At 48.3% G+C, this 17,321-nt stretch carries 16 protein-coding genes; 5 read left to right on the top strand and 11 right to left on the bottom strand.

The annotated features are described in order from the left end of the window. Position 1: 1 nt before the first annotated feature. The 10 genes from PJI16_00580 to PJI16_00535 form a co-directional block, all read right to left on the bottom strand. Entirely contained in the window at positions 2-1,555 is a 1,554-nt protein-coding gene (locus PJI16_00580) for an NADH-quinone oxidoreductase subunit M (GenBank protein MDT3776055.1), read from the bottom strand. A 9-nt stretch (positions 1,556-1,564) separates the two neighbouring features. Continuing rightward, positions 1,565-3,562, bottom strand: a complete 1,998-nt coding sequence (gene nuoL, locus PJI16_00575; GenBank protein ID MDT3776054.1) for an NADH-quinone oxidoreductase subunit L — start codon at positions 3,560-3,562, stop codon at positions 1,565-1,567. 1 nt (position 3,563) lies between these two features. Next, entirely contained in the window at positions 3,564-3,866 is a 303-nt protein-coding gene (nuoK, locus tag PJI16_00570) for an NADH-quinone oxidoreductase subunit NuoK (GenBank protein ID MDT3776053.1), read from the bottom strand. 12 nt (positions 3,867-3,878) lie between these two features. Beyond that, a complete protein-coding gene (locus PJI16_00565) occupies positions 3,879-4,421 on the bottom strand; it encodes an NADH-quinone oxidoreductase subunit J (protein MDT3776052.1) in 543 nt (180 codons plus the stop codon). A gap of 7 nt (positions 4,422-4,428) precedes the next feature. After that, the gene (gene nuoI, locus PJI16_00560) at positions 4,429-4,998 is read right to left on the bottom strand and encodes an NADH-quinone oxidoreductase subunit NuoI (protein ID MDT3776051.1); all 570 of its coding nucleotides are present in this window, start codon (positions 4,996-4,998) and stop codon (positions 4,429-4,431) included. 23 nt (positions 4,999-5,021) lie between these two features. Then, positions 5,022-7,712, bottom strand: coding sequence for a molybdopterin-dependent oxidoreductase (locus PJI16_00555; GenBank protein MDT3776050.1), 2,691 nt, complete (start codon positions 7,710-7,712; stop codon positions 5,022-5,024). 61 nt (positions 7,713-7,773) lie between these two features. Further along, positions 7,774-9,021 (bottom strand): NADH dehydrogenase (quinone) subunit D, encoded by a 1,248-nt coding sequence (gene nuoD / locus PJI16_00550; GenBank protein ID MDT3776049.1) that lies wholly within the window; start codon positions 9,019-9,021, stop codon positions 7,774-7,776. Positions 9,022-9,066: 45 nt separating this feature from the next. Beyond that, positions 9,067-9,561 (bottom strand): NADH-quinone oxidoreductase subunit C, encoded by a 495-nt coding sequence (locus PJI16_00545; GenBank protein ID MDT3776048.1) that lies wholly within the window; start codon positions 9,559-9,561, stop codon positions 9,067-9,069. Between the two features lie 19 nt (positions 9,562-9,580). After that, on the bottom strand, positions 9,581-10,096 hold the full coding sequence (locus PJI16_00540; protein MDT3776047.1) for an NADH-quinone oxidoreductase subunit B: 516 nt from the start codon (positions 10,094-10,096) through the stop codon (positions 9,581-9,583). Further along, positions 10,087-10,470, bottom strand: a complete 384-nt coding sequence (locus PJI16_00535) for an NADH-quinone oxidoreductase subunit A (protein MDT3776046.1) — start codon at positions 10,468-10,470, stop codon at positions 10,087-10,089. Before PJI16_00535 ends, PJI16_00540 begins: the two co-directional genes overlap by 10 nt. A gap of 1,377 nt (positions 10,471-11,847) precedes the next feature. Here PJI16_00535 and PJI16_00530 point away from each other — a divergent pair. The 4 genes from PJI16_00530 to PJI16_00515 all read left to right on the top strand — a co-directional run bounded on the left by PJI16_00530 (position 11,848) and on the right by PJI16_00515 (position 15,114). Next, a complete protein-coding gene (locus PJI16_00530) occupies positions 11,848-12,243 on the top strand; it encodes a CBS domain-containing protein (GenBank protein ID MDT3776045.1) in 396 nt (131 codons plus the stop codon). 343 nt (positions 12,244-12,586) lie between these two features. Continuing rightward, a complete protein-coding gene (locus tag PJI16_00525) occupies positions 12,587-12,886 on the top strand; it encodes a hypothetical protein (protein ID MDT3776044.1) in 300 nt (99 codons plus the stop codon). Positions 12,887-13,101: 215 nt separating this feature from the next. Next, positions 13,102-14,244: a transporter gene (locus PJI16_00520; protein MDT3776043.1), complete on the top strand. Its 1,143-nt coding sequence runs from the start codon at positions 13,102-13,104 to the stop codon at positions 14,242-14,244. Between the two features lie 60 nt (positions 14,245-14,304). Beyond that, on the top strand, positions 14,305-15,114 hold the full coding sequence (locus tag PJI16_00515; GenBank protein MDT3776042.1) for a carboxypeptidase regulatory-like domain-containing protein: 810 nt from the start codon (positions 14,305-14,307) through the stop codon (positions 15,112-15,114). A 41-nt stretch (positions 15,115-15,155) separates the two neighbouring features. On the opposite strand, the gene PJI16_00510 is transcribed toward PJI16_00515, so the two are convergent. After that, a complete protein-coding gene (locus PJI16_00510; GenBank protein ID MDT3776041.1) occupies positions 15,156-15,722 on the bottom strand; it encodes a hypothetical protein in 567 nt (188 codons plus the stop codon). 239 nt (positions 15,723-15,961) lie between these two features. Here PJI16_00510 and PJI16_00505 point away from each other — a divergent pair, with 239 nt between their 5' ends. Continuing rightward, positions 15,962-17,290, top strand: a complete 1,329-nt coding sequence (locus tag PJI16_00505) for an alkaline phosphatase D family protein (protein MDT3776040.1) — start codon at positions 15,962-15,964, stop codon at positions 17,288-17,290. Positions 17,291-17,321: the final 31 nt, after the last annotated feature.

Below are 17,321 nucleotides of genomic sequence, written 5' to 3'. Positions count from 1 at the left end.
TTTAGTTCCCGGTAAACTCAGCGGATAAAAGAGCATCACGATGATGAGCCGTCGCCATTCCAGGATGCAACCGATCAACCACTTCCTGCACCGATCCATTGACCATCCGCAGGAACGGGGAAGGATAAATTCCGATCCAAAAAATCATAACCGACAATGCCACCCCAATCGCCCATTCACGGCTATTTAAATCTTTAATGGCTGCCGGCACGCTGTCTTTCAGTGGTCCAAAGATAGACCGCTCATAAAACCACAAAAAGTATGCTGCAGCAAAAATGATCCCGGTGACCGCAATGGCTCCATAGAGCCACCAGGCTTGAAAGACTCCCAATAAAATCAAGAATTCCCCTATAAACCCGTTGGTTCCCGGCAACCCAATTGAGGCCATCCCAATGATGAGCATAAAGGTGGCGAGAAGCGGCATCTTTTTCGCCAACCCACTGTATCGTCGTACGTCATTATGACCCAGACGTTCATAGATAAAGCCGGCCAGGAAGAATAATCCCGCCGTACTAAATCCCAAATTAATCATGGTTATCAGGCTGCCTTGTATTCCTTGGAAATTCAGGGCAAACATGCCAACGACCACAAAGCCCAAATGGCTGATGCTGCTAAACACCAGCAGGCGTCGGAAGTCAGGCTGGATGATGGCGACAATGGCTCCGTAGACAATGGCCGCCAACCCCATAGTCATGAGGATAGCCACCACTGTGCTGTGCTGAGAGGCATCGGGGAGTAGAGGGAAGGAAAAACGGAGAAAGCCGTATGTGCCAAGTTTGATCCCGGCCAGCATGACCGACATGGGGATCGGCCCTTGCACCAGGGCATCGGGTAACCAGGAATGAAAAGGAAAGATCGGAGCCTTAAAGGCCAGCCCCATAAATACCAACCAAAAAATCAGCAGTTGCTGACTAAGAGGAATCTGAACCGCCAGCAAGTCAAGTAAATCAAAACTATACAACTGTTTTGCTTCGAAATAGTTCAAACTCATCAGACAAAACCCGACGAGCATGAACACGCTCCCTAAAAGGGTATAGAGCACGTACTTCAGCGCCGCATAGTGGCGCTGTTCTCCAGGGCCCCAGAGTTTAATCAAGAAATAACTGGGAATAAGCATGAGTTCCCAAAACACAAAAAAGAGGATCAAATCAATGGAGACGAAAATCCCCATCACCGTGGCTTCCATTCCCAGCAGGCACATGTAAAACGCTTTTGGACGCGTCTTAACCGTATCCCAGGCGTAAAGGACCAGTAGCAGGATAAGGAAAGCGGTCAGGCCTACGAAGAGGACGCTGATCCCGTCGACAGCCATGTGGTAGCTAATACCTAAGAAGGGAATCCATTCATGTCGTTCGGCAAACTGCATGGCTGCCGTCTCAGGAATGAATCGCCATAACATCAACGACGCAACAACCATTTCCAGGCTGGCAATACCGAGCGTAGCTTTGCGGATCAAATCCTGGTCTTTCAGCGCCCAGATCACCAATGCTCCCACGAGTGGGAAAAAGGTTAGAAAGGTCAGAATGGGGAAACCAAATTGTAATTCTTCTTGCATGATGTTCAGTTACCGTATGGACATGTCGGCGGCAGAAGATCCCACAAACCATACCAGGACAAGATGAATCAGCAGCGCCAGCCCAATGACTATAATGGCCGCATAATGATGGACCATACCGCTTTGCATTTTTCGCCACGACCACGAGAGAAGGTGATTGGAATATCCCACCACATTCAAACCGGCGTAGATCACGTGCTTTTCAGTCCAGGTAATGGCTGCTGCGCTAAGGTCGGTTCCTTTGCCAATACCGACAACAAACCGGTCGAGAACCTGGCGATCAAGCCAGTCCCATAGCAACCCCAACTTTTTACAGGGTTCCACAATCAAGAAGTCATAGATCTCATCGACGTAATATTTATTCAAAATAGTGGTGTAGGCTCGCGGAAATTTTCCGGCCCATTCGTTGGCCATCTGCGGACGAATGCTATACATGTAATGAGCTAAACCCCAACCGCCCAATGCGATAGCAATGGCGACACTCATCAAGCCCAACAGCATACCCCATCCCACCTCATGAGCCTCAGCACCAAGCGGAGTCGCCACATCATGCAAAAAACCATGGAACCAGCCATGTTCGGGCGGTACCCCAAGAAAGCCTCCCAAAAGAGCCAAGCCAGCCAAAACCATGAGCGGAACGGTCATAATGGATGGGGATTCATGAATATGATGGGCCACATGTGGGTCCACCCGAGAGGACCCATAGAATGTGAGGTAGGTGAGCCTAAACATATAAAAACTGGTCAAGAACGCTCCAACGGCCGCCAGAAGATACAAGTGATAATAGCCATGGACAAAGGCATGGGCCATAATTTCATCTTTACTCCAAAACCCCGCAAGAGGAGGGATTCCCGCAATGGCGAGAGTTCCGATCAGAAACACCCGATAGGTCGTCGGGATCTTGTCATGCAGTCCACCCATTTTCCGGATGTCTTGCTCCCCACCCAACGCATGAATCACCGAACCGGCCGACAAGAATAAAAGTGCCTTAAAAAACGCATGGGTCATCAGGTGAAAAATCGCGGCAGTATAGGCACCCACCCCACAGGCCAGGAACATATAGCCCAACTGGCTGACGGTTGAATAGGCCAACACCCGTTTAATATCGTTTTGAACCAATCCAATAGTGGCCGCAAACAATGCCGTGACGCCTCCAACAATGCCCACGGCGGCCAAAGCCATCGGCGCCATGTCAAATATCGCATGGTTTCTCACCACCATATAGACGCCCGCTGTGACCATGGTGGCTGCATGGATAAGCGCACTCACCGGAGTTGGGCCTTCCATCGCATCCGGCAACCATGTGTACAACGGTAATTGCGCCGATTTGCCAATCGCGCCGACCAACAAACAGAATGAGATTGCGGTGGCCATTTCAGTTGAAAGAGTCGCTGCCTGGGCCATAACCGCCGTGTAATCGAGTGTGCCGAAATGGGAAAAGATCAAAAATATTGCCAGTAAAAACCCGGCGTCCCCAATCCGGTTCACGACAAAGGCTTTGGTCGCTGCCTTCCCCGCTGAGACTTTTTCATAGTAATACCCGATCAACAGGTAGGAGCAGAGGCCCACGCCCTCCCACCCGATGAACAACACCACATAATTATTTCCCATGACGAGCAAGAGCATGGAAACCATGAAGAGGTTCATATAGGTGAAAAAGCGGGTAAAGCCTTCTTCCCCATGCATATAGCCCACAGAATAGACATGGATGAGGAATCCGACTCCGGTCACCACTAACAGCATAATGACGGTCAGCGGGTCGATGAGAAAGGCAAGATTTACGGAGAGATCTCCCCCGAAAATCCAGGAGTAGGCAATGACTTCGCGCGGTGTTGAATCTCCGAGAAACGAAACAAAGACGCCGAGTACACACAGAAACGACAGGCCTACAGACCCAAAAGCCAGCCGCCCCGCCAGATCGGAAGAATAGCGAGAGCCCAAAAGCCCATTGGCCAATACGGCCAGCAAAGGAAAAAGAGGAATCAGGAGAACGAGCAGATCGAACACGTTACCACTTCAAAATATTAATTTGATCGACGTTCGTGGCCATTTTTCCACGAAACACCACAATGATAATCGCTAATCCTACCGCGGCTTCCGCTGCGGCCACGGCAATGATAAAGAGTGCGGCCATTTGCCCTGACATGGAATGAAGGTAATGAGAAAAAGCCACCAAATTGATATTGGCAGCGTTCAACATAATCTCCACGGACATCAGGACGACAATGAAATTCCTCCGGATCAGGACGCCGACGAGTCCGGTCATAAACAAAATTGCGCTGAGTGCCACATAGGCAGAAAGGGGAATCATCGTTACCGGGCTTTAGGGCATGGAAGAAACGACGGGTTCTTCTTGGGGGTCAGTCTTCGCCGGTGTTTTAGCAAGGACGATTGCGCCAATCACGGCCCCTAACAGGAAAATCCCAATCACTTCAAAAAGCAACAAATAATCACTAAACATCGTGATTCCAATGGCGTGGCTGGGCCCCGTTTGCAGGATGAGGTCAGGCGTCGCCGTTCCAATCACACCTCCATAGGGAGATTGCACCAAAAGAATCAGAAGTTCTCCAAAAATTGCCATTCCGGCAAACAACAGGAGGGCATATTTTTTATGAAGATGCTGGTCCTCCGTTTTTAAATTCATCAACATCAACACGAAAAGATACAAAATAAGAATCGCTCCGGCATACACGATGATTTGCACCGCAAAAAGGAATTCCGCATTCAACAGGACAAACAGACCCGCCACATGGAGCAGGAGCGTCAGCAAGGCCATAGCGCAATGCACGGCATTTCGCAATGCCACAGTCAAAACCCCTGCCACGACACTTACCGTGGCAAAATATCCAAAAAGAAGCCATATCATGATGAAACTACGGTTCCTGGGTGCTTTTTATTGAAACAGGGAAATGGTAGCGGTAGGCGCGGCCTTCCTCCCCTTCCTTCTCTTGGTTATGAGCATAGAGGTACTTTTTGGCATCATCTATATGACGCTCTCCAATTTGGTAGAGCCGCGCCTTGTCAAAGAGGAGGGTCCTCTTATCATGAGTCGAAAATTCATAGACCTTCGTCATCGCCAGGGCATTTACCGGACAGGCTTCGACACAGTATCCACAAAACACGCACTTCGTAATGTCGATGTAAAATTCGGAGGCATACCGTTGGAGGGGGAGAGTTTTGTCTTCTTCGCTGATAACCTTAATACAGCGTGAAGGACAAGCCGCTTCACACAAATCGCAACCCACACAGCGTTCTGTCGCATCTTCATAGCGTAGCAGGCAAAGTGCGCCACGATGGGCGTCAGGAATCGTTCGTTTCTCCCGTGGATATTGAAAGGTGATAGGGCGATGCAGCATATGCTTAAACGTCACCTTCATGGCAGTCCAGATTTCTTTGAACAGCACGGCGTCGAAAAACTTTTTTGTCTCGCTAGACCTACTCATTGTCTGGTGACTGGTCTTTCTGATCAGGCCTTTTCAATAGAAACATAGGTCAACTTGAAATAGGGAACCCCTGTGACAGGATCGACCTGATGCGACATCAGGTCTTTCACCGGTGGATCATTGAAATGTTCGGGAACCGCACAAGTCCCTGACATCATAGACATATCCACTTCCACTCCCATCTCCACTTCGCCCTGCTCTGAAGTGATCCGCACCCGATCATGAGCACTCAGACCAAGATCATTGAAGTCCTGGGCGCTCATTCGAAGACGTGACGAATTTGGTGAAATTTCCATGAGGCCGGATGCCCGGGTGGAAAGTTTTCCCGAATGATAAATTAATTGAATCATGCGTAAGGCAAAAGTCCGTTGAGTGGGACTCTTCCTCACTACGGAATACCGCGAGGCAACCTCCTCTGGAAAAGCCTTCGAGAAATATCCCGAAAGGTCTGGAGCTTCGTGGGCAACCTTCCCCAGATTGTAATAACCCGGTAGGACTTTTCGGATTTCATTTTGAATATCCTGGGTCGTTTCGTATTCCATGGGCGAGCCCAACCCGTTGGCCATTCCGACCATAATGTGCCAATCCAAAGTACTTTCGCCAAGAGAATCTAGAGCCGGACGGAGAAATTGGACCTTTCCCTCCTGATTGGTCACTGTGCCGTCTTTTTCCGCAAATGTTGAAGCAGGAAAAACGACATGGGCCATTTTGGCGATTTCCGTCATGAAGGGGTCCTGGCAAATGAGAACTTCCAACTTCGCTAATGCACTTGTAACATCATAGGAGGCGGGAAGGGTCTCCAATGGATTTTCGCCAACCAGATAGAGCGCCTTAATTTCACCAATTTGACAGCGGTCAAGGATTTCCGTGAGATTGGCTCCACGGTCAACATCCGGAAGATTGTTGCCCCAGATACGAGCAAATGTCTCCCGGGCTTGAGAATCAGTGAAGGAAACCGGACCGGGAAGAAACTCCGGTGCGACGCCCATATCAACCGCTCCTTGTTCATTGGCTTCCTCGGTATAAGTGTTTATGCCGCATCCCTTTCGACCGAGCTTTCCTGTTACCCAGGCCAGATCGATAAGATTCAACATATGTTGATAGCCTCCGGCATGTCGGAGAATGCCCTCCCCGCAAATGATGATCGACCGGGACGCCTCTGCAAAAATTCGAGCAGCCTCATGGATTTGGTCAGGATTCACACCGGTCTGGTTGGCAACATTCTCAAGGGAGAGCACACCAACAGCCTGTCTTAGTGAATTCAAGGCTTCTGGAAATGCCGACGTGGCTTCTTCGTCGATCAAATCCTGATCCATGACCGACTTCACTAGACCTTGAATAAACAGGCCCTCGGTCCCTGGCTTCACCATCATAGGGTGAGAGGCCAATTTCGCGATATTGGTTTGCATTGAATCCACAACAATAGTTTGAGCCTTATACAGCCCCATAGCCGACTTCACCCGCAAACTCGCGACCGGATTGGTCTCTGTAATGTTGGCTCCAATGATGAGGACTGCCTTCGCTTTATTAATCTCTTCCGAGGTATTCATCATACGATGAAGGCCCAAAGCATGTTTTATGGCCCTGACAAAATTCAGATGCCCATATCTGGCACTGCTGTCCAAATGATTCGTGCCAATAACCGATCGCATAAATTTTTGAAATACATACAGATCTTCGTTGGTACACCGGGCTGTAATGAGCCCGGCAATTGCCTGCGCCCCATATTGCGCTTTGACATGGGCTAAGCGCCCTGAGGCCATATCCAAGGCATCAAGCCAGGGGGATGGCTGCAATCCGGATTCGGTACGAACCAACGGGGTTTTGAGGCGAGTGGCACTATCGATGAATTGAAACCCAAAGCGGCCACGCACACAGATTCCGTCGTGCCCATTTATCGTATCTGTCCGATCTCCCCATTTGTTCTTCCAGGAAAGAGGGGAAGTCACCCGAACAACTTCCGTATCTTTGGTTTCCACATAAATTTGGCAACCGTCGCCGCAATAATTGCACGTCGTGGTCGTTTTTTTGAGCTGCCAGGGTTTATAGGCATATTTTGAGAATTTATTGGTGATGGCCCCAACTGGACACACCGCCAGGCAATCACCGCAGAATTCACAGTCCAAGGCTTGATCACCCTTCGCCACCACCTGAGTAAAACCGCCCTTTTTCATAAATTGCAAAGCATCAATTCGTAGTACGTCCTTGCAAATATTGATGCATTCTCCACAGGCGATGCAGCGGTTCATGTTAAAATCAAGAACCAGGCTGCGTGTATCTTCTGGAATATTTTTTTGCTTCGCGTTGGCTAAGTTGGTTACGCCATGTTGAAAGGCCATGTCCTGCAGTTCGCAATGACCATCGGCATCGCACACCGGACAATCCAGCGGATGGACGGAAAGATGTTTCTCCACCGCTTTTTTCCTGGCGAGAAACAGATCTTCTCCTTCGGTCTGGATGACCATCCCGGCCGCGGCCTTCGCAGTGCATGACCGGACAGGTGCTTTCTTTCCCTCCTGAAGAACAAGGCACATTCCACAGGATCCGAAGGGGTCGAAAGTATAGTGGTAACACATCGCGGGCACAATTTTACCCGTGCTGGAAATGACGTCATAGAGGGAGACTCCTTCCTTGGCCTGGACGACTTCGCCATCCAAGGTGAGTTCAATCGTCGCCGCCTCGACGTCAGGCGTGGTGACAGGCTTTAATCCCATTGATGTCCTTTTCTAGAAAAAACCAACAACATAGCTTCAAAGCATGGTACAGCAGACAACACTACCGATCACACTCCCCCATAACAATATCGTACGTGCCAAAAATCGTGACCGCATCGGCAATCATATAGCCTTTGGCCATATAATCGAAGGCGCCCATATGAATAAAGGAGGGAGCACGAATTTTCAGACGGTAAGGCCGACCTCCACCCGTACTCACGATATAAAATCCCAGTTCGCCTTTATGGGCTTCCGTTCCGCAATAGATTTCCCCGGCCGGCGCATCAAATCCCTGCGAAAAAAGCTTGAATTGCTGGATCATGGACTCAAGATTTGTGAACACCCTATCCTTAGGAGGCAAGGTCACACTCGGCACATCCGCCATGATCGGGCCCGGTTTCATTTGATTCAAACATTGTTGAACAATTTTGACGCTTTCACGCATTTCCTCAATCCGAATCCAGTACCGATCATAGGTGTCTCCATTTTTTCCCACAGGCACGCTAAATTCACATTTAGGATAGGCACTATAGGGTTCATATTTCCGCAGATCATAATCAACCCCGGATCCTCGCAAGGTCGGACCGCTCAATCCAAAACTCAGGGCATCTTCTGCGGAGATTACCGCCACACCGCGTGTCCGGGCTAACCAGATGCGGTTTTTTTCCAAAAACACTACATATTCTTCAATCTTGGGAGGAAAGTAGTCCAGGAACTTTTGGACTTTGTCTATCAACGAAGGGGTGAAGTCCCGTTCGACGCCACCAATGCGATACCAACTGGTGGTCAGTCTGGCACCACATAATTCGTCAAACCAATCCAACAGAATCTCCCGGTCACGAAAGGTATAAAAGAACACGGTCATCGCCCCGATATCCAGCGCCTGAGTGCCCAACCAGAACAGATGGCCGATAATACGCTGCACTTCAGCCACGAGAGTCCGGAGATACTCTGCTCGATCGGGAACAGTAATATCCATGAGTTTTTCCACTGCCCGACAGTAGGCGAAGTTGTTATACATCGCGCAGACATAATCCAGCCGATCCGTATGAGGGATAAACTGGTGATATGTCCCATCTTCAGCCAGTTTTTCGACTCCTCGATGAAGAAAGCCTAATACCGGGGTGGATTTTACTATCCGCTCACCCTCCAGCTCTAAAATGACCTTTAATACCCCGTGTGTACTCGGGTGTTGTGGCCCCATGTTTAATAGCAGTTCTTCCGTCCGAAGCGTCGGCAAAGACTCCGTTTCCGGGTTATTCGGATCGACTTTGTAGACGGTCGTACGTTGATCTTCCAGCTTCATGATATCTACCTAAACCTTTTGGCCTTTTCCCGGCAAGGGACCAGATAACTAAGTCGGGTCGTTTAAAAAATCAAAGGTATCACGCCAACCTTTCCCCTGAACGGGGAAATCTTTTCGAAGCGGATATCCTTCTGTGTAATCATCAGGCATCAAAATGCGGCGAAGGTCAGGATGATGATTAAACCGGATGCCCATCATGTCAAACACTTCCCGTTCCATGAAATCCGCTCCCATCCAAAGATCCGTCATGGAATCAACCAGACAGTCGTGTTCGGGAACCCGGGTTTTGATTCGGATACGGTGGCGTTTCCGGATTGAGTACACTTCATAGACCACTTCAAATCGTTCTTCGTCATCAGGCCAATCCACTGAACTAACATGTACCATGTAATCGTAGTCCAGGTCAGGATCTTTTCGAATATATGAACAGACCTCATGCAAAGCTTCCCGCCTCACGGTAACCGTCAGGTCTCCCCGCCATTCATTGGCCCCCACAAACCCTTCAGGAAATCGGCTTTGGATTTTTTCTGCGATCGGATGCATGAATGTTTCGTGGGTTTCCTTAGACTTTGACCTGTTCGGGTTGTTTGGTGAACACCCGTTTCTGCATGATTCGATCCTGCAATTTCAAAATCCCATCAAACAATGCTTCCGGGGTTGGAGGACAACCAGGCACATAAATATCAACGGGAACGAACCGGTCGACTCCTTGAACCACGCTATAACTATCATAGATATTGCCGGATGTGGCACATGATCCCATAGATATCACGTATTTTGGCTCAGGCATCTGGTCGTAAATTTTGCGAATAACCGGCGCCATCCTGCGACAGACGGTTCCGGCCACAATCATCAAATCAGATTGACGGGGAGAGGCGCGGAACACTCCTGCACCATACCGGTCAATATCATAACGGGATGACACCGCCGCGATCATCTCAATGGCGCAGCAGGCGAGGCCGAACGTCATAGGCCAGAGAGAACCTTTCCGCGCCCAGTTCACCACTTTTTCCAGGGAAAGGGTCATGACTCCCAATTCCCCGTCCTTTGGCGGCTTTCCAATTTGAATTAATCCCATTCCAAGGCCCCTTTGCGCCAAGCGTACACATACGCAACGACAAATAATCCAATGAATATCATCATTTCGATAAAACCGATCACGCCCAACTGATTGAACGTAATGGCCCAAGGATAAAGGAAGATCACCTCGATATCAAAAATCACAAACAGCATTGCAATAACATAATACCGAATCGGAAATGGCATTCGTGAATCTGAAAATGGTTCAGATCCACATTCGTAAGTCGAAAGTTTTTCCGGTTCGGGATATTTAGGTTGAACCAGATGGGAAAGAACAAGAGTGACCAGGCCAAACCCCATAGCAAGGCCGACGAAGATAAGGATAGGAAGGTATTTAGTCAGATACTCAAGGAGAAGGTCTGAGCCAGACATCTGGGGACTCCCCTAAAAATAGTTTACAATTCAAAGCCTTCTACCGAGGCCGGCATCGTAACACCCTATTTTTTTGTGAATCAATGGAACGAAAGACCCACGGACTGATGGACCATTTAGACCAACTGGACTCAAAATCGAGATTGAATGGAAACTTTTCATAAGATTTCATCCCAATTTAGGCCATAAAAAAATTCGGGGAATGGCTCTGAAAATGTTTTATTAGCATTACTATGCTGATGAACCGAAGTGAAAAGAGACAAATTCCTTCCCACTATAGCGAGAATGGCGTTGGGCCTCTATTGCTTCAGTCAGGGTTCAATACATTTATTCACAATTTATCCTCTGTTAAATTCAGAAAAAGGTAAGACTATCGTGGCCTTCTTTCTTAAGTTTAATTTTGGGTTATATTAGCCATGGCTACAAACATAAGTTACTTTGCTTAAGAAAAATGCCTATTGGTTATTATATGCCTATTTCATCTTTTTTGCTATAAATTCCCGTTCCCAACGAAACTCCTTCTCCAATCATCACAAGAAATCTAGGAGGAGAAATTTCATCCTGTTTAGTATGCTGGGCGCAGAAACTGGAATGTGGGAGGAGCAATGTTTTTATGACCGACCAATGCCCAATTAGTGGAAAAAGCCACGGATAGAATCAGGGGACAATGGACAATTTGAAGCGGTGGAGGTACAGACCCAAAGATATAAATTTAGGGGCGGGTTTTCATCCCACGCCTGACTTGAATTCGAACTACGCACATACATCATGGTCAAGGAAGCCAGCCCCCCTGGCGATCATCCAACAAACACCGGAATAACTACTATTTTTTCATCTCGGACGAAGGAGTTCGAAGATTAGGAGGGTTATCAGATTGGTCATTCCACTCGTCTTCCAATGGAGAAACTGCCTTCGCTTTCTGACGTCGGTGAATTTGGGTTTGGATCCTTTTTTTGGGTGAAGGCCTGGATTCCCCTTCTGGATCACTTTGGGCTTTTTGTGAGAGTTCGGAATGCATAGAAATAGGGTAACATCTGGAGACTCTCAAAAGCTGCATTTACAAGACCATGGGTCTTGGGGGATTCAAAAGAGGGTTATTGTGGAGTAAAATACCGGGCATGGAGTCATTGCTAAAGAAGCCGCTTCGAATTAAAAAACGCTTTTCCAAAAATTTCGCCCATTATCATCGAAAGAGGTTTGTCTTACCTTGAGCGCTTCCGAGGCTTTTTGGGGTCTGGAAATTGAATTTCGTTGCAAGGTTGACCCGTCCTGCCTCCTTGATAGGCATTTGATTGGAAAGAATAAAGTACGGTGACGGTATGGGGAAAACTGGTATAATCAAAAATATCACAAACTTCATTTAGAAGGGAACAATACATGATTGTCCAAATTATGCAGAAGAAATTGAAAACAATCCCTGAAGGTTCTTCAATCACTCACGCGGCGGAAAAAATGCAGACAGAAGGAATCGGGAGCTTGCTGGTTGAACGGAAAGGAATTCCAGTTGGAATCATTACTGATACAGCTATTGTCCATAAGGCCGTTGGCCTCAAGAAAAACCTGGATGCGACCAAAGTAGAGAGTCTCATGACCTCCCCTCTCCCTATTATTCAGTTGGCCCAAACTTCGCACGATGCGTTGGATTTGATGGGTGACTTAGGCGTTCGCCATCTCGTTGTATGTGATGGACCGGAAATTGTTGGATTAATTTCTGCACGGGATCTTCTGGTCTATTTTGGAAGTGTCTCTGAACCCAGAATCGGGGTGGATTAATTCAGCGGATAAATTTTCAGAAAATTCCTTTTCATACTCCGATAAAGTGAGAGCCTCGCGGGCAATCGAGGTTATTTTAGTGAGGTTGCCCACGAGCTTTTCATGCTCTTTGAGTCGTTACCCAACCGTATCTTGAAAAAGTATCCCTTTGGGTGCAGGACTCGCAAATCGGCAATGGCTGGATCGTTCGATACAATTCCAACGCCTCAAACCCTCCCTTAGGCCTTCTAAAGCCTTGTTAATACGGCCATTGTAGAAAAATGCCCCATCCTCATAGGGTTGAAGTGAGGTCTCCATATCTGTTAGTGAAATTAAAGGCCTTAAAACTTTATGCACTCTCAAAATGAAGCGCATTTTACCCCTATTTGTTGCCTGTCTGGTTTTTTGTTTAATGGTCCTGAGTGCCGTCCTCACCGCTCAGGCAGTTGAACACAGTCAACACCATTCCCAACACCATCAAGGGACTCATTCCACATTTCTGTGTACCTGGTTTTGTGCTGCAGGGCAAACACTAGAGACCAACCGGGTGCTGGTGGATGGGCCGGTTAAGTCTCTTCTTCGAATCGAAGATTGGCGTCCTATCGCCCCTCAAGTCATTCTCGTTATTATTCCAGCTTCCCGAGCTCCTCCTCCCTGCCTGTAGTTTTTATCATTACGCATATCTTGGGTTTCAAACACATTCGGTGTTACGCGTTTTTTATTTTTGTATGCGTTCGCGAGAATTGTTTGCGAGCGGAAATTTGCTCTTTGGAAAAACCCGTTACCCGATACCGATTAATTTAAAAATATTTCAACATCATTTATTTATTGTGACTGGATTAATTGAAAATTTTAATCCAAAAAGGATCGGCAAAAAATATGACTGGGAATATTCGATATCTATTTAATGGACTCATCGTTGGAATTTTTGGAATGCTCTGTGCCCTTGCACCTACTGAAGCCGCCTTATTGGATGGTTTCATGGGGGGCGTAGAAGAATCCTTAGGGAAGAAGGCCGAAGAAAAAGGGGAACGGCTCGTCATCGGGAATTTTTATCAGGCCGAAAGACCCGATTCCCACGCTCCGGTCGGAGTGATGCAGGACCATACGCATAACAAGGGTGAATTCATGTTCACCTACCGGTATATGTACATGTATATGGACAAGATGCGGAATGGTACCGACAACCTGTCCAACAATGACGTGTTAAAAGATTTTGCGGTGACTCCCAAAAACATGACGACGCAGATGCACATGTTCAGTGCGATGTATGGCTTGAATGATACGGTTACCCTGATGGCCATGCTTCCGTATCTCATGAAAGATATGGAGCATCAAAACAGAGCCGGGGCAAATTTTTCGACCAACTCCAGTGGATTCGGGGATACCAAGTTGGCGGCCCTTTGGCGATTATATGCCTTTGAAACGCCCAGTATCGGATCCCATCGGTTTCATTTGAATACCGGTATATCACTGCCGACCGGAGATATCACTCCTACGGATAACACACCGTTAGGAAATAACTCATTGCTGCCCTATCCGATGCGCTTGGGTTCCGGAACCGTCGATCTGTTACCCGGGCTGACCTATACGGGGGTCCGGAACGATGTTTCGTGGGGATTTCAGGCACTTGGAACCGTTCGTATTGGACACAATAATCAGGGTTATAAGGAGGGCAATCGATATAAGGTGAACACCTGGGGGGCCTACCGTTGGGCTGATTGGATCAGCACGTCTGCGCGATTGAACTGGCAACAATGGTACAACATCAAGAGAGAAGACGGCCAACTCCAAACCACAGTCGGACCGGCACAAATCCCTCTTGTCCCAACTGCGGATCCTGATCGACAAGGGGGACAGCGGTTGGACCTTATGGGAGGTGTGAATATTCTGTTTCCGGAGTTTATGGGCCTCGAGAATCATTTGAATGTTGAAGCCGGCGCGCCTATTTATCAATATCTCGACGGTCCGCAATTGAGGCAAGCCTGGTCTTTTTGGGTTGGATGGCAAATGGTCATGTAGAAAAAAGATTAGATAGGGATGGCTCAGATTCCGGAGAGCCTAGGAAAAAGGAGATGGATCATGAAGAACAACAATGTGTTGTGGATATTACTGGCTAGTCTATCCCTGGTCATGGGGCTCGGTGCGTCCCATGCTTATGAAGTGGGGAATGTCCAGGCTGGTGGATCCATCCATGGGAGGGTTTCTTTCCTAGGCTCCCCGCCAGAGCCTTCACACTTTAAGGTAGAAAAAAATCCGGAGATTTGTGGCCAGGAACGAAGCCTCATGAAAGTTGAAACTCAAGATGGATTCTTGACCGGTGCTGTGGTCGTGCTGGAGGGCGTCAATATGGGAAAATCTTACTCCCCAAAAACCTTCCCGGGGAATTTACCGGGCGAGGGTGCATTTCGATACCTGGGAGGGGAGTCCCTCGGGCTTCAAGTCAAAACCAAAGGATGTAATTTTGGTCCCTTCACAGGTGTGATCACAGCCAACGAAGCCGTCAGATTTCAAAACCAGGATTCGGTCAAGCATGTCCTGCACTCCTTTGTATCCAAGGATACCAAGGGAAAAATTCTGCGTACGGTCCATAATCAGGACCTTCAGCCCCATGATGCAATCGAACGGGTATTTCCCCCAGACAAAATGGAAGACGGTGTCGTGGTGCGGATCATTTGTAATCGCCATGACTTCATGCAGAATTGGCTGTATGTAGTGGACAATCCGTATTTCGCCATTTCCGATCAGGAGGGTCGGTTCACAATTAACGAAATTCCTCCGGGAACGTACACCTTATTGGTCCGGCATCCGGTGTTGGGTGAACAGCGCCAGGTGGTCACCATAGACGCCCAAGCAAATTTGCAGGTGGTATTTCAGTTCGCGGATAAATGAAAGGGACCTGAAGCCTGGATGGTCACGGGATCTGATAGCCTTCAACACCCGAACCGGGGGTCACAGGGCGGTTGCTTAAAGCCTCCCTGTGGTGGAGGATTCCATTGGGGGCCAGGACCGGCAGGCTCTTGAAGATCGCTATTATCATAGGGCTCTTCGTTCCCGGTAACCCCATCCTCATAGGAATCTTTGAACATTTCACCCAACTCCTGCTCAAACTTCCCGTTTCCGTTTAAATCAATCCAAAAAAATACCGGGTCGCCAACCGTCAGGACAACCGGAGTGCCAAACTCGTCAAGCCAGACCTTATAGGTCCGACGTGCCGTCATGAAATTCACGGACCCGGAACCGGTCAGGTCGAATTCCCTGAAAAACATATCGTTGCGCCAATCATAGTAGGCATTGATTTCCCGAGGGTCGAATTCATCCGGCTCAATCGGAAGCTTTGTCCGTGGTTGAATGGAAGAAAACGGCGTGGCATTCATCGCCACAGGCTGAACCCGGTAAGAAGGTTGGTGATCAGCTTGATGAGCGAAGACAGCCTCCTCCTGGAAAGTGAGATGGAATGCCCCAAGCAAGGCAATAAAGAGAAAGGGAGACGGCGTCATGGATGTTGCTCTTTTCCTCGTCTTTCAGGGAGACTAGCAAAATTGTATTCGTTGCAAGCGCAAAGGCGCAAATTTTGACGAGAGACCTTCACTCTTTCATTTTATCTGGAGTGCTTGTCGCGCGCTAAAAGGTTTCAGGAAATTATTCGAAATCGGCTTCATCCCCTTCCGACTCCTATCTCTATGACTCACTGGGGATTCCCACCGGCTGGAAAAATTTAAAAGGATTCACCATAACAATGAAGCAGAAATCCCACTGGCTAAGGCGTTGGGGACTTGCCCCGACTGACAGAAAAGAATGGGCATTGCTCTTCGGGCTTTGCGGAGCGCTGGGAGGGTGTGCCTCCGTAGAATTTCCGGATAGTGCAGAGCAAGAGAGCATCGAATTCAATTGCGCCGTGGGAGATGTGACACCAGATGAAGCCATCGTCTGGATCAAAACCTCCGACGCTCAAACCCTGACAATTCAATATTCCACCGACCCACAGTGGTCTTCCTTTCAAGAAACCGCAATGGTCTCAACGACTCCGGAAACCGATTTCACCGAACAGATTCCCCTAGGAGCTCTGAAACCAAAAACCCGGTATTGGTATCGGAGCCTGATGCAAGGGAAAAATCCCAGTCAGCCATGCCAATTCCTTACGGCACCCCTCGCAGAGGATTCCACAACGGTTACTTTTGTCATTAGCGGCGATACGCGACATAGTTTTCAGCCGTTTTCGATACTGGAAAGCGTGCGTCAGGTGAATCCCGATTTTTTTGTGTTTTTGGGCGACACCATTTACGCAGATAAAGATCCGCCCGCGAGGGAATTATCAGCCTATTGGAATAAGTATCGAGAAAACCGGGATGGATTTGCCAAACGGCTTTTCGCCGAAACGGGTGTCTATGTGATGTGGGACGATCACGAGGTGGACAATGACTTCACCTCAACGCATCTCCTCCTACCTATTGGTCGCCAGGCCTTTTTTGATTATTGGCCAATTCGTCGACAGAGGCAAGACTCAACGCGCCTCTATCGAAATGTTCGCTGGGGAAAGGCCGTGGAACTCTTTCTCTTGGACACCCGCCAATATCGAAATCCGGCAACCAATTCCATGTTGGGAGAAGATCAAAAACAATGGCTGTTTGCACAGCTCGCGGCTTCTTCCGCCAAATTTAAGTTTATTATCTCTTCAGTACCGTTTTCAGATCCCCGCGTCGATAAATGGGGAGAATATCCCGAAGAACGTGATGAGATTCTGGAATTTTTAAGAAAAAATGGCATCACGGGCCTGCTATTTCTTGCCGGAGATGTGCATTATGCTGCGGTAAGTCCGATGCCTGGGATAATTAATCTCAAGGAATATATTTTCGGCCCACTGGCTGCCCCGATGCACCTGGATGTTTCTAGTGAGGACCCAAGATTTGAGTACTTGAATAACACTTCACCCAATTTCGGAAAAATTACGGTTCAATCCGATCAATTCAATCCGTCGGTCCACATAGAGTGGTTCGATGCGAACAGAACATTGCTTCACGAAGTCATCATTGAGGATGATCGGGACCACTCGTTGACCTCCCGATAAAAAGAAAGGCATGAAAGCCGTTGGACTGACT

The sequence above is a fragment of the Nitrospira sp. MA-1 genome (assembly GCA_032139905.1).
In the GTDB taxonomy this organism is placed as follows: domain Bacteria; phylum Nitrospirota; class Nitrospiria; order Nitrospirales; family UBA8639; genus Nitrospira_E.
This window is presented reverse-complemented; position numbering and strand designations above follow the sequence as displayed.